This is a genomic window from Desulfotomaculum sp. (assembly GCA_003513005.1).
GTDB lineage: Bacteria > Bacillota > Desulfotomaculia > Desulfotomaculales > Nap2-2B > 46-80.
Window position 1 is genome coordinate 13,506 of record DOTD01000038.1, and the last position, 14,258, is coordinate 27,763.

At 48.2% G+C, this 14,258-nt stretch carries 9 protein-coding genes and 2 pseudogenes; 7 read left to right on the forward strand and 4 right to left on the reverse strand.

What is annotated here, in order from left to right:
* Positions 1-24 precede the first annotated feature (24 nt).
* Positions 25-1,200: an aminotransferase gene (locus DEH07_04485; GenBank protein ID HBY03794.1), complete on the reverse strand. Its 1,176-nt coding sequence runs from the start codon at positions 1,198-1,200 to the stop codon at positions 25-27.
* A 314-nt stretch (positions 1,201-1,514) separates the two neighbouring features.
* Here DEH07_04485 and DEH07_04490 point away from each other — a divergent pair, with 314 nt between their 5' ends.
* The 4 genes and pseudogenes from DEH07_04490 to DEH07_04505 all read left to right on the forward strand — a co-directional run bounded on the left by DEH07_04490 (position 1,515) and on the right by DEH07_04505 (position 3,978).
* Positions 1,515-1,898 (forward strand): hypothetical protein, encoded by a 384-nt coding sequence (locus tag DEH07_04490; GenBank protein ID HBY03795.1) that lies wholly within the window; start codon positions 1,515-1,517, stop codon positions 1,896-1,898.
* A 198-nt stretch (positions 1,899-2,096) separates the two neighbouring features.
* On the forward strand, positions 2,097-2,360 hold the full coding sequence (locus DEH07_04495) for a hypothetical protein (GenBank protein HBY03796.1): 264 nt from the start codon (positions 2,097-2,099) through the stop codon (positions 2,358-2,360).
* 402 nt (positions 2,361-2,762) lie between these two features.
* A complete protein-coding gene (locus tag DEH07_04500; GenBank protein HBY03797.1) occupies positions 2,763-3,119 on the forward strand; it encodes a hypothetical protein in 357 nt (118 codons plus the stop codon).
* 37 nt (positions 3,120-3,156) lie between these two features.
* A pseudogene (locus tag DEH07_04505) lies at positions 3,157-3,978 on the forward strand (methyltransferase type 11).
* On the opposite strand, the pseudogene DEH07_04510 reads toward DEH07_04505, so the two are convergent.
* Positions 3,968-4,329, reverse strand: a pseudogene (locus tag DEH07_04510) (hypothetical protein). The pseudogenes DEH07_04505 and DEH07_04510 sit on opposite strands and share 11 nt — an antisense overlap.
* 126 nt (positions 4,330-4,455) lie before the next feature.
* Here DEH07_04510 and DEH07_04515 point away from each other — a divergent pair.
* Positions 4,456-5,175, forward strand: a complete 720-nt coding sequence (locus DEH07_04515) for an EamA family transporter (protein ID HBY03798.1) — start codon at positions 4,456-4,458, stop codon at positions 5,173-5,175.
* A 945-nt stretch (positions 5,176-6,120) separates the two neighbouring features.
* On the opposite strand, the gene DEH07_04520 is transcribed toward DEH07_04515, so the two are convergent.
* Positions 6,121-7,032 carry a hypothetical protein gene (locus DEH07_04520; GenBank protein ID HBY03799.1) on the reverse strand — a complete coding sequence of 304 codons (912 nt, stop codon included), beginning with the start codon at positions 7,030-7,032 and terminating at the stop codon, positions 6,121-6,123.
* 514 nt (positions 7,033-7,546) lie between these two features.
* Here DEH07_04520 and DEH07_04525 point away from each other — a divergent pair.
* Both DEH07_04525 and DEH07_04530 read left to right on the forward strand, forming a co-directional pair.
* Complete coding sequence (locus tag DEH07_04525) at positions 7,547-10,606, forward strand: restriction endonuclease (protein ID HBY03800.1); 3,060 nt, start codon at positions 7,547-7,549, stop codon at positions 10,604-10,606.
* A gap of 2 nt (positions 10,607-10,608) precedes the next feature.
* Positions 10,609-13,413, forward strand: a complete 2,805-nt coding sequence (locus DEH07_04530; protein ID HBY03801.1) for a site-specific DNA-methyltransferase — start codon at positions 10,609-10,611, stop codon at positions 13,411-13,413.
* Positions 13,414-13,660: 247 nt separating this feature from the next.
* Here DEH07_04530 and trpA read toward each other — a convergent pair.
* The coding region (trpA, locus tag DEH07_04535; protein ID HBY03802.1) for a tryptophan synthase subunit alpha at positions 13,661-14,258 on the reverse strand (598 nt) is incomplete at its 5' end.

The window sequence follows — 14,258 nt, forward strand, 5'->3', positions numbered from 1 at the left end:
GGAGGTTTTTCATTGACCTATTAGTTAAAATTCCTTCAAAAGAAGAGCCAGGCGTTTAATTCCTTCTTTGATCTGCGCAGGGGTGGAGTTTGAATAATTAAGACGCATTTTATTTAATCCGCCACCATTGGGATAAAAAGGAGCGCCGGGCACGTAAGCTACATTCTCTTCGACGGCTTTTTTTATAAGCTGCACCGTATCGTAATGTTCCGGCAGAGTGACCCATAAAAACATGCCCCCTTCCGGACTGGTCCAGGCAGCGCCATCCGGAAAGCTGTTTTTTATCTCCTCCAGCATTACATCCCGCCGCCGGCCGTACTCCGTCCTGATGGCCTGAATATGGCCGGACACATCGGAGTTATCCAGGTAGCGCTGGACAGCCCGCTGGACCAGGGTACCCGTATGCAGGTCGGTCCCTTGTTTGGCCAGGGCTAGTTTGCGAATCAGCTCCAGGCCGGCTGCAATCCAGCCAAGCCGTATCCCCGGGGCAATAGTTTTGGAAAAAGTGCTCAAATAGATCACAAAGCCTGACCGGTCAAAGGACTTTAACGGTGGAAGCGTCTCTCCGGCGTATCTTAACTCCCCGTAAGGATCATCTTCAATCAAAGGCGTCTTGTATTTTTCCAGCAAACCGGCAACCGCGCGCCGTCTTTGAAGACTCGTGGTTACACCTGTCGGATTCTTGAATGTAGGTGTCAGGTAGATTAATTTTGGCCTGTTTCTCTTTATAGCCAATTCCAGCGCTTCCACATCAGTGCCTTCGTCATCTGTGGACACAGCCACAAAACGGGTTTGGTAGCTGCGAAAAACCTGCAGCGCCCCCAGGTAGCTCGGCTCCTCGACTAAAACTACATCTCCGGGATTGATAAAAAGCTTCGCCAGCAAATCCAGGGCTTGCTGAGAACCGTTGGTGATCAGGATATTATCCGGCCCTGCGTCTATATTCTTTTCCCTCATCTTAACGCTGACATATTCCCTTAAAGGTAAAAAGCCTTCCGTTGTGCTGTACTGCAGTACAGAAGGGTCGCCACTTTCTAATACATGGCAAAAAGCGTCCCTGATTTCTTTAAGCGGAAATAATTCCGGCGCCGGCATCCCACCCGCAAAAGAGATCATTTCAGGCCGCTCCGTAACCTTCAATATCTCCCGTATAAACGAACTCTCCATATGACTGACCCGTTCGGCAAAAACATAGTCCATACTTATCCCTCCTCGAACCGTATTACTTGAAATAAGAATATTTACCACCCAAGAAACTGACAACAGCCAATTGGCCTATTAATTATACCATCCAAATACACGGGATCAGTGGCCATTTTGTATTCACCTGCCAGGAGCCGGGTCGTCTTTTATTGGATAGTGGACATGCGGGGCGCTCAGCGCTGTATTTTTTAAATACCTTAATAATATTAATTATGATATTATTAATATTAATTATGGTATTGACATACTTAATTGATTGTATTAGGATAGCCTCAGGTAGTAAAACTATAGTAGATAAGGCGGGTGAATAAATGAACTATAAGGCGCCAAATTGCTGCCCCGTCTGCAATCATGATATGACGATCAGCAGCCTCACCTGCAGCCATTGCCAAACGCGGATCGAAGGCAGTTTCACTTCCTGCAGGTTCTGTAAGCTGCCGGTTGAGCAGCAGGAATTCGTTGAGGTCTTTCTTAAATGCCGGGGCAATATAAAGGATGTGGAAAAAGAACTGGGTATCTCCTACCCCACGGTCCGCAACCGTCTGGATGGAGTGATTCAGGCCCTTGGCTACAAAGTACAAAAACAGGATGATGGAGAAGACAAGGTTCAAAAGCAAGAAATACTTGGGGCATTGGAAAAAGGAGAGATTTCCACTCAGGAGGCCGCCAGGCTGCTGAGAAAAGCAGGAAAATAAAGCTATACTATAAAATTAACTTATAGAAGGGATAGATGATCATGAGTGATGAAAAAAGCAGAATCCTGCAGATGTTCCGGAACGGAAAGATTTCTGTTGAGGAAGGCGTAGAACTCCTGGACGCTTTGGATGACACTGTAAACAGGGCCCCAGTCCCGGGGAAAAAACTTGAGGACCGTTTCCTAACTAAGGGTACGTGTGGACGGCGCCAAGGACAAAGTCAACGTCAACATTCCGCTCAGCATGCTGAGAGTAGCTTCCCATTTTGGCAGTATGGCCACGAACTTTATTCCCGACGACGCACGCCGGGAAATGGCGGGAAAGGGGCTGGACATCTCCAAGATTGACTTCGGGGAACTGGTGAACCTCATTGAGCAGGGTCTGGCGAACGGGAAACTGGCCGATATTGAAAGCGAAGATCCGGAAAAGGGAAACACAAGGGTGGGGGTATATGTGGAGTAAACTGCAAAGCCAACTCCTGCTGGTCAGAAATATGGGAAGGTGATGAAGTCGATGTAAGGAAAGTGGAGTAAACTGCAAAGCCAACTCCTGCTGGTCAGAGTATCCCGGGACGGGTTTCGGCGGATTGTTATTCCCGTCCCCCTGTACGTCCCCGACCTGACCCTGGACGCATTCCTTGATCTCGCTTGCCTGCTTGACCTGCTTATTCCGAAGTGGATACGCGGCTTAAAGCGGTGTAACTTGGGCGGAACCGGCGCCGGCCGGATATCTGTAGAATCAATGTTAGCAGGCTGTCTTCAGCTGTTCCGGGAACTGCGAAAGCACGGCAGGTTCCGTTTGGCGGAGGTACGGTCCGCCGGAATCAGGATATTTATAGACTTTTATTAAACCGGGGTGAATTGGATGAACAGACTGATCCTTAAAATCATCGCCAATACGTTTGCCCTGTATGCGGCTGCGCTGGTTTTGCCGTCAGCAGGCCTGAACGGTATATGGGCAGGTCTGTTGGCCGGAACAGTATTAACACTGCTTAACGTTCTTATCCGCCCTTTTCTGCTGCTGATCACCCTGCCAGTCAATATGATCACCCTCGGACTGTTCACGCTGATCATCAACACCTGGATGGTAATGTTGACAGACAAAATTATTCCGGGAGTGACGATTCCGGGATTCTGGCCAACTCTGGCCGCTTCCCTGTTTGTGACATTCGCCAACCTGCTCTTAAACCGTTGGACACATCCCGGACGGGTTGGTGTTTAATCCAACAGCGGAAATGCTTCCAAATGGGGGAAATAAAATGGAAATTTTTGAATTTGACGGTCAAAAATACAAAAAAGCGTCCGGTCACCAAAAAGAGTGGGGAACAAAAATAATTTCCGGTCTGAACCTTGTTGGGAGGGAAAGCATCCTCGATCTTGGCTGCGGCGATGGAGTATTGACCAAACAATTGGCCGGTCTGGTTCCGGACGGCCGTGTATTGGGTATTGACGCATCTGCAGGAATGATTGAAGCTGCAAAAGAGTTAGAAGAAAAAAATTTATCCTTTATGTGTGTAGATATTAATAAGATAGATTTTGATAATGAATTTGATTTGATATTTTCCAATGCCGTTTTGCACTGGGTTAAAGATCATGGGAGACTTATAAAGAATTGCCGGCATGCTTTAAGGCAAAACGGAATATTACGTTTTAATTTTGCTGGAGATGGAAATTGTTCAAATTTTTTTGAGGTCATTACGCAGGTAATGATTGAACCTGCATTCAGTAAATACTATGTTGACTTTGAATGATACTATGTTGACTTTGAATGGCCGTGGTTTATGCCAGGAATAGACGAATACAAAAAAATTATTGGGCAGCACTGTTTCAGTGAAATAATAATTTGGGAAGAAAACGCCGACAGATACTTTAAAAACCAGGACGAAATGATCAAATGGATTGATCAGCCTTCTATTGTCCCGTTCTTAAAGCTTGTTGAAAATGCAGATAAGGAAAATTTCCGAAGCGAAGTATTGCATAGAATGATTGACAAAACCAAACAACCGGATGAAACTTGCTTTGAAACTTTCCGGCGGATAAATGTTTTTGCAAAAAAAAAGCAGGAGATTTCTACATGTTGAACAAAGCGATTGAAATAGCTGCCCGGGCCCATGCCGGGAATGTATACACGGGTGGAGGGATTATTTCATCTGGCGCTGAACCGGGCAGCTTTTCCACGCGCAGCCCTTCCGCAACGCGAGTGGGAGCTCCCTGCCGGTTTATAACAAAGCCCTCGGCGGCCAACATTTCATAGGCCAAGCAGACGGTATTACGGGAAACGGCCAGTTCCTTTGCCAACTGCCGTGTGGAAATAAGCGCCTCACCCGCTCTTAACTGTCCGTTTACGGCTTGGTCCCTGAGTGACTGAGTGACTGATAAATCTGACGCCATAACGGCAGCTCACTTTGCCTGTTTAATTCTATTCCCCACATATTTCTTATCTCCCCCGACTGGACTGCAAAAATCAGCGTTATACTGGCGCTTTACCAGTGCCAGTTCAGCAAATAGAATTTTAACATCCAAACAAATGAAAGAAAAGACTTTCAGGGGGAGTATTCTTGAAAGAATGGAAGGGGCCGGTTTACTTATTTTGCGCTTTCACACTTGCAGGTGCCAGTGTCATCTCGGCGCGGTTTGTCTCCGGCAAGCTGGGAACGTTTACAATCACTGCCGCAAGTATGTTTTTCGCCCTGTTGTTTTTACTGCCGGCTTGTTGGAAAAAGCTTACCGGCATTTTCAGCACTGTGACCGGCATTTTAATAATCCAGGGACTTCTGACACCGGCAAACGCTTTTTCGATGGAACATTTTTGGGGAAATATACTGGTGATTTGCGCTGCGGCATGTGAATCGCTGTTTAGTATTTTTTCGCGCATTTCTGCTTTAAATACTGAGACCAGCCAGAAAGAACCGGTTAGTCCGGTAGTCCAAACCACAATCGTGTCGGCAATCGCCCTGTTTATATGCCTGATCCCCGCCCTGTTTGAACACCCGTTACCGTCACTGGCAGGCATTGGTTTCAAGGAATGGCTGACACTCCTCTGGTACGGCTTGTTTGTAACAGCACTGGCGTTTATTTTCTGGTATGCCGGCATTAAACGGTGCGGGGCGCTTACCGTCGCGGCTTTTTCGGGCATGATGCCTTTTACGTCAATGCTGTTATCCGTCATTTTGTTAAGCGAACACCCGGGATGGCAGCAGTTGTCAGAAGGAATTCTGATCATTGCCGGTATGACTCTAATCGGAAGCAGCAAAGCCAATGCCAGACCCCAAGATTAGTTATTTAGACTTGTTTGCTGACGTAATCGAAGATGCTGGAACAATAACTTTCTTATCAGCTTTTTTCTTCTTTTTTTCCTTTTTCTTGGGACTTTTATCTCCCACTTGTAACACCTCCAATGCCATATTTAAAAAGATATATCAATTTAACCACACCAGATACCTTGGTCAAACCATAATAATTATATCATTTTTAATAAAGTTAGAAACCCTGACCCGTATTTTTTAATACTTTTTCTTAAAACCGCGGTGTAAGCCAGGATTCAAGTAAAAAAAGGAGGTATAATGCAATGGCCGCGTGAGGCAAAAGGAGCAGGCCTGCTATTGTGCCCCTCCCCCGCCGAACAAGAACCATCGCAGCGAGGTAAAGAAGCGGAATGGAAAAACCGGCCAACATAAAAATAATAAGCTACTCCAATGAACAGCAGCAACCCTACAATAATGTTTAAATCCATCAGGCGTCTCCTTTATTTAAAGGACAATAATTATTTTTACATCCTGGACACACTTTCATTAGTATTACTATTAGTGCCAGTATAAAAAGTGCCCAAAAAATAATTGCGACATTAATATATTGCCAAAGCCAAAATTGTGGGAATGCTAAAATAAATACCAGCGGGACTATTACCCCCAAGTAATCCCAAAAGTTGTATCCAATTTCATGTCTTGCCGGAAGGAATTTAGTTATTCTTCCAAATAAATCATGACCGCAATCGTTTACCCTGCAGGGGCACTTGGAACAGAATGAGAATACTAAGACTAATAATCCTATCAAACTAACTCCCATATATACAACACTCATTAAAACCGACTTCAATAATATAATTCGAAACCCAACAATTATAGATATGCTTATTAACACTATACTAAAAACACCATGAAAATGCCTGCCTATGATAATCCTCTCCTTTCAGTCATAATTACTGCAATAACATAGGTTACCTGCTATTTTTGCTGAGTTTGTATATTGTTCTTCTTAACCCTGTATATAGTAAGAGCAATAACCAGCAAAACAGCAATAGTAATATCCTGAAACGCTAAAATAGAGTCAAAGGCGCCTTCAATAATTCTGAAGAAAAAAGGCGGATTGAAGTAAAACCGGCAAATAACGAGGCTGCTATTGAGGTAAGTAATAATCATACTAACTAACGGAATCATGTAAATAACAGCCAGATATTTGAAAATATTGTTTTCATAAATCCTGATAAAAGACAGGCACAAGAAAAAGCCGGGGAGTTTAATAATTATGGCGACAGTAAAAATAAAACAAATGATTATTCCAATTGCACCCATAGGAGCAGCACCCACCACAAGTATTAAGAATATCATGTTTATAAGAAACAGCGCTGCGATAATAACCAGCCATAACAGCCCCTTACCCCGGACGATTGCAACCAAAAAGTTAAACCTATATGTCAAAGTTACCTTATCTTCCTCCTCCCAGCCCTCCCTGTATTGCAATAGCCCGTATAAGGCCAATAGAACGACAACCAGATAAAGAATCATATTTATTAAGTTTATGGAAGCAGTGGCTATTGGATTAATGGGCTGGAAGCTATGAAAATGATTATTGATATATAAATTGCCTAGTTCCTGTAATCCCTTATGCGCCATATCTACAACCAGGGCAAAGCCCTGAAATTTAAAGAAGGGGTTGTTATATTTGCGAAAGTGCCGTACACATAAAAATACAGCCACCAATTCAAGTATTGTAACGGATATATCCATCACGGCACGGAGGTTCTGAATACTTATTGAACTCCATAACTTCATTTCATTTATTACTACAGAAAGAAAAGTGACAAACAGGATAACAGAAATAATTATTTTTTGTTTTTGCTCCAATACAGAACACACCCCACACACCCCTGTCTCCATCTACTATTGACAGCATACCGAATGATCCATTCAAGCCATTCATGCCAAATCTGGCCGGCATAAAATTTTTCTCCATGGCGCCGGAATTAATGCAGATAGGATAATCCCCATGTTCCCACTAGATACAGGGTTATTTTTCTTCGTCGCTCTCAATTTGGCTGACTTTCTCTTCAATGTTAAATATTATTGCTATTGCCACCATGTTGCTATAATTTTCGATCTAAATATTGTGACATAATTCGACTAAATCTGCCAGAAAGACAGGTTCAATATAGTCCATCCCTGGCCTCAAATGATCATTGCTTAATCTTGCGGCGGGAGGCTAAACCTCATTTATCAATGGCTGAATCAGAAAAATATATTTCCAAAATGCAGGAATTAAGACAAAATACAGCGAAAATCTTGAAAATATCAGATTGTTTTGGATAAACCGACATAATTTAACAAGCAAGGTTTCAGAAAATCCGGCTGACGTTTAAGAGGAAATTTTTAAATGGACAATCAATTCTTCGAAAAACCAATCCTCAACTCACCATATGAGTACCCTACGCAGCACTGGGAGCTTGATGCTCAGGGCCAGCCAACGCAGCGGATTATCGAAAGGCGCCGGGCAGCGGAGTTCATTACGCCAATTCCAAAACCCAGGAAACGTAAGGATGCGCCAACCCAACTTGAAATGGTTTATAACGAAGGCAAAGGACTTTCCACGGAAAAGCAGCAGTATGACACTATTTCTATCGTTAACACCGTTCGCGGTTATGTGGATCAGTGGCGAAGCAGGCCGGACCCTAACGATTGGCAGGTCACGCCAGAAACCGCCCGTCTGCTTAAGCACTGGCGGCGCCACAGATTCAACAGCATCCGTCCGTTTTTCTGCCAAATCGAAGCGGTTGAGACGGCTATCTGGCTGATGGAGGTCGCCTCAAAAACCAAGGCGGGCAAAGACATCCTTGAACACCTTGCCAATGCCAACAATGACGCCAATCCGGGCTTGCTGCGGCTGGCCTTGAAACTGGCCACCGGCGCCGGCAAGACCACCGTTATGGCAATGATTATTGCCTGGCAAACCATAAATGCTGTGCGCCGGCCCAACAGCAGGAAGTTCACCCGCGGGTTTCTGGTTATCTCCCCCGGCTTAACTATCCGCGACCGGCTCCGCTTACTCCAGCCGAACGATCCGTACAGCTACTACCAGAACCGGGAACTCGTTCCCAATGACATGCTCGGAGATCTTGAACGCGCCAAGATTGTCATCACCAACTACCACGCCTTCAAGCTCCGTGAACGTATAGAGATATCCAAGGGCGGCCGGTCACTCCTGCAAGGCCGTGGCGAAGCGCTCAACACGCTGGAAACCGAAGGGCAGATGATCCAGCGGGTGATGCCCGATCTGATGGGCATCAAGAACATCATAGTTCTCAATGATGAGGCGCACCACTGCTATAGGGAAAAACCCGGCGGCGCCGGCGAGGGAGAACTGACGGGCGATGACAGGAAAGAAGCCGAGAAAAACAACGAGGCTGCCCGTCTATGGATCTCCGGCATTGAAACAGTCAATCGCAAGCTCGGCATTACCCGCATCATTGACCTGTCGGCGACCCCATTCTTCCTCCGGGGCTCGGGCTACGCCGAGGGTACGCTCTTTCCCTGGACGATGAGTGATTTTTCGCTGATGGACGCCATTGAATGCGGCATCGTTAAAGTGCCGCGTGTACCCGTAGCCGACAACATCGCCGGCGGGGAAATGCCCAGGTTCCGCAACCTCTGGGAGCACATCCGCACGCGGATGCCCAAAAAAGGCCGGGGCAAGGCCAAGACTCTCGACCCGCTCAGCCTGCCCGTTGAGCTGCTTACTGCCCTGGAAGCACTCTACGGGCATTATCAAAAGACATACGAGCTGTGGATGGAAAGCGGCATCAGCATTCCTCCCTGTTTCATTATTGTATGCAACAACACATCCACCTCAAAATTGGTTTACGACTATATCTCGGGCTTCCACAGGGAGAACAGCGACGGTTCGATTACACTTGAGAATGGACGCCTGGCGCTTTTCAGGAATTTCGAGGAAGACGGCGCCCCGCTTCCCCGTCCGCACACGCTGCTGATTGACAGCGAACAGCTTGAATCCGGCGACGCTCTGGATAATAACTTCCGGGCAATGGCCGCCGACGCTGTTGAGCGTTTCCGGCGCGAGATAGTCGAACGCACCGGCGACCGCCGTCAGGCTGAAAACCTCACGGACCAGGACTTGCTTCGGGAAGTTATGAATACCGTCGGCAAACAAGGCCGCCTCGGCGAGTCGATTCGCTGTGTAGTTTCGGTATCCATGCTTACCGAAGGCTGGGACGCCAATACCGTTACACATGTCCTGGGCGTGCGCGCCTTCGGAACCCAACTGCTCTGCGAACAGGTCATCGGCCGTGCGCTGCGCCGCCAGTCCTATGACCTCAACGAAGACGGCAAGTTCAACGTAGAGTATGCGGACGTGCTGGGAATACCGTTCGATTTCACCGCCAAACCTGTGGTTGCGCCCCCGCAGCCGCCCCGCGAGACCGTCCAGGTCAAGGCTGTTCGCCCCGACCGCGACCATCTCGAAATCTGCTTCCCGCGCGTCGAAGGCTACCGTGTGGAGCTGCCTGGGGAACGGCTCACCGCAGATTTTAATGATGATTCCATTCTCGAACTGACTCCCGATCTCGTCGGCCCCTCGATCACCAGAAATGCGGGGATTATCGGCGAGGACATCGACCTTGATATAAAACACCTGAAAGATATGAGGCAATCCACGCTGCAGTTTCACGTTGCCAAGCGTTTGCTGTATACCAAGTGGCGGGACCCTGGCGAAGAACCCAAACTCCACCTTTTCGGGCAGCTTAAGCGGATCACCAGGCAATGGCTCGATAACTGCCTGGTCTGCAAGGGCGGCGCCTACCCCGCCCAATTAATGTATCAGGAGTTGGCTGATATGGCCTGCGAGCGCATCACCGCCGGCATCACCCGCTCCCTGGTGGGGAAACGGCCTGTCAAAGCTGTGCTCGATCCCTATAATCCCACCGGCTCCACTATTTACGTAAACTTCAACACTTCCAAGAGAAACCGCTGGGAGACCGACTCGCGCCGGTGTCACATCAACTGGATCATCCTCGACAGCGACTGGGAGGCCGAGTTCTGCCGCGTCGCCGAGTCTCATCCCAGGGTCAGGGCATACGTCAAAAACCACAACCTCGGACTGGAAGTGCCGTACCGCTACGGTTCGGAAACGCGCACCTACCTGCCGGATTTCATTGTCCTGGTCGACGACGGCCATGAGGACCCGCTGCACCTGATCGTCGAAATAAAGGGCTACCGGCGCGAGGACGCCAAGGATAAGAAAGCCGCTATGGATACCTATTGGATACCCGGCGTGAACAACCTCGGTCATTATGGCCGCTGGGCGTTTGCCGAGTTTACCGAGGTCTATCAGATCGAGACTGATTTTGAGGTCAAGGTCGAGGCCGAGTTCAACAAAATGATCGAATCAGTTACCGCCCGGCCTGCGGTGAAGGAGAGATAGATATGTCAGGTAACACAACAAAAAAAACTATAGAAACAATTACGCATGATGAAGCCTCGCGCAAAAACATCCCTACTGCCGAGTACCAGTCTATCATGGCCAAGGACGAACAGAACCCCGTCCGCGTTGCCTACGAACGCCGCAACCGCGACCTCGATCCGCAGCTTATATGGCGAGGCAAAGACGAGCAGGACTGGTCCGACCTCGTTGTCCATGCGCCGCCGCTATATATTCAGGAAAAAATCCATCCCAAAGCACTGATCGACGATCTCATCCGCCGGACTAAAGTTCAGGAAAAAGCCGAAGACCAGCAGCTCAACCTCTTTGCCGATTTCAACGGCCTGCCTGACGAAAACGCCAGAACAGAGTTCTACCAGCACGACGCCAACTGGACCAACCGGATGATCCTCGGCGACAGCCTGCAGGTGATGGCGTCGCTGGCCGAACGTGAAGGCCTGCGCGGCAAGGTCCAGTGCATCTATATTGATCCGCCGTATGGAATCAAGTTCAATTCTAATTTCCAGTGGTCAACGACAAGTCGGGATGTAAAGGACGGCAATGTAGATCATATAACGCGGGAACCGGAGCAGGTTAAGGCGTTCCGGGATACCTGGCGGGATGGGATTCACTCATATTTGACCTATTTGCGGGACCGGCTGACCCTGGCGCGGGATTTGTTGACGGAAAGCGGTTCGATCTTCGTCCAGATCGGGGATGAGAATGTCCATCGTGTCCGGGCGTTGATGGACGAGGTGTTTGGAGAGAGTAATTTTGTTAGTGAGATTCTTCTAAAGAAAGGTGGCACAGCAACATCTAATTATTTACCAACGACATCTGATTTCATTCTCTTCTATGCAAAAAAGATAGAAACACTGAAATATAGGCAACTTTTTTTCTCAAAAGAGATAGGTATAGGTGAATCTACCGGACAACGTTACGATCAACTTGAGTTACAAAACGGGAAACGTCGAGCCTTATCTATTGATGAAAAGAAAAATCCTAACTTGATTCCTAGTGATGGCAGGCCTTTTAAATATTCAAATCCGTGCTCAATGCATGAAAATCATTATCATCGTGTTAATCCACTTATAGTTAATGGGTGTCCATTTACACCACCGAGTGATCGCCAGTGGTCAAGTCATCCTGATTTAATGAAACGAGTCGTACTTTCTAACCGGATTGTTTCAACAGGGAAAAACCTCGCTTATGTAATGTATATTGATGATTACCCAGTGGTTCCGGTGAATAACTTTTGGACCGATGCACTGCTACGTTCGGCTAAGCAATACATTGTTGAAACAGCTCCATTGGTTATTGCCCGTTGTATCCTCATGACCACTGACCCCGGTGATCTCGTTCTCGATCCAACATGTGGCTCCGGCACTACCGCATATGTTGCCGAGCAATGGGGCCGTCGCTGGATTACCATTGATACATCGCGAGTTGCTCTTACCTTAGCCCGCGCCCGGCTCATGGGCGCCCGCTACCCGTACTACCTGCTGGCCGACAGCCGTGACGGCCAGATCAAGGAGGCCGAAGTCACCCGTACGGTTCCCTCCATAGCCCCGACCCGCGGCGATATCCGCCAGGGGTTCGTCTATGAACTTGTACCGCATATAACCCTCAAATCCATCGCCAATAACGCAGAAATCGACGTCATCTGGGAGAAATACCAGGAGATTCTTGAACCGCTGCGCGAAAAACTCAATAAAGCACTGAGCGAAAATTGGGAGGAATGGGAAATCCCCCGCGACGCTGATAAAAAGTGGCCAAATGAAACGAAAGAGATTCACTCCCAATGGTGGAAGCACCGCATAACCCGGCAGAAAGAAATCGACTCTTCCATTGCCGCCAAAGCCGAGTTCGAATATCTCTACGACAAGCCATACGAGGATAAGAAGAAAGTTCGCGTAGCCGGGCCTTTTACCGTTGAGAGCTTATCGCCTCACCGCGTTCTGGGTGTGGACGAGAATGACGAGTTGATCGACAAACTTGCTGAATCAACAGAGGGCTATGGCGAGGAAAGGGGTTTCGTCCGGATGATTCTGGAAAACCTCAAGACCTCAGGTGTACAGCAGGCGCATAAGGAAGATAAAATCAATTTCGCTTCGATCAAACCCTGGCCGGGAGACCTGATTTGTGCCGAAGGACGTTACACAGAGGGCGACGAAGAATCAGCCGCCGAAAAACGTGCTGCTATCTTTATCGGTCCGGAGTTCGGCACCGTATCCCGCCCTGATCTTGTCGCCGCCGCCCGCGAAGCCGGCGATGCCGACTTTGATGTACTCATTACCTGCGCCTTCAACTATGACGCCCACTCATCTGAATTTGCCAAACTTGGCCGGATACCCGTGCTTAAAGCCCGGATGAACGCCGACCTGCATATGGCCGACGACCTGAAGAACACTGGCAAGGGCAATCTGTTCGTCATCTTCGGCGAACCGGACATCGACATTCTTGACGCCGGCAACGGTCAGATACAGGTAAAAATTAATGGCGTGGATGTATTCCACCCCAACACCGGCGAAGTCCGCAGCGACGGGGCCGAGGGGATCGCCTGCTGGTTCATTGATACTGACTATAACGAAGAAAGTTTTTTCGTGCATCACGCCTATTTCCTCGGCGCCAATGACCCCTACAAAGCACTAAAGACCACGCTCAAGGCAGAGATCAACGCCGAAGCGTGGGAAGCCCTGCATAGCGACACCTCCCGGCCGTTCGACAAGCCTACGAGAGGACGCATCGCCGTCAAAGTTATCAACCATCTTGGCGATGAAGTGATGAAAGTGTTTCGAGTAAAGGGATGAGCATGAAAAAAAAAGACACATAAGGATTTCCTTCTACGTAGATATATAGCCTCTATTTACTATTATTTTAATAAAAATATCTTGCGCTGTTCAGGCAATAAATAAAGAAGCTATGCTTCTCTAAAGAATAGAAAAACATAGCCTCTTATGCTAATGCCAAATAGCAGTATTATCAGATTGTTCAATCATAGTGATAGTCAAAAAAAGCCATCATACTGATTAGTCTGGAGCTTTGGAGCCCGCCTTTTCAGGAAACCGCCTTCTTCATCGCCCGCACATATTCCGCTACATGGGGGACGCAGTCCTCGCCGTATTGCTCCACAATCTTTACTATCGCGCTCCCCACAATTACGCCGTCAGACAGCCCGGCCATCTTCGCCGCCTGTTCGGGCGTGGAAATGCCAAAGCCGACAGCGCAGGGAATATCCCTGACCTCTTTAACCAGTTTAATCATTTCGCCTACATCGGCGCTGATTTCCTTGCGTACTCCGGTAACACCCATTGAGGATACGCAGTAAACAAATCCCCGGGCCTCCCCGGCAATCATCCGGATGCGGTCGCGGGAGGTCGGCGCGATCAATGAGATCAAGTCAATGCCGAATTCGGAGCAGTAGGGCAGGAGCTCTTCTTTCTCCTCAAACGGCAGGCCAGGCACAATTACAGCGCCAATGCCGGTCTCCCGGCAGTTTTTCATAAAACCGCCGGCGCCGTATGTAAAAACCGGATTCACATAGGTCATGAAGGCCCTTGGAACACTGCATACCCTGCGGCTACGCTGTACCACATCAAAAATTTTGTAGGGGGTTGCGCCGCCCGCCAGCGCCCCATCATCTGCGCGCTGGGTA

Bases quoted from the DNA above. Each gene is read 5' to 3' on its own strand.
- DEH07_04485 (HBY03794.1), bottom strand. From the start codon at position 1,200: ATGGACTATGTTTTTGCCGAACGGGTCAGTCATATGGAGAGTTCGTTT.
- DEH07_04490 (HBY03795.1), top strand. From the start codon at position 1,515: ATGAACTATAAGGCGCCAAATTGCTGCCCCGTCTGCAATCATGATATG.
- DEH07_04500 (HBY03797.1), top strand. From the start codon at position 2,763: ATGAACAGACTGATCCTTAAAATCATCGCCAATACGTTTGCCCTGTAT.
- DEH07_04525 (HBY03800.1), top strand. From the start codon at position 7,547: ATGGACAATCAATTCTTCGAAAAACCAATCCTCAACTCACCATATGAG.
- DEH07_04530 (HBY03801.1), top strand. From the start codon at position 10,609: ATGTCAGGTAACACAACAAAAAAAACTATAGAAACAATTACGCATGAT.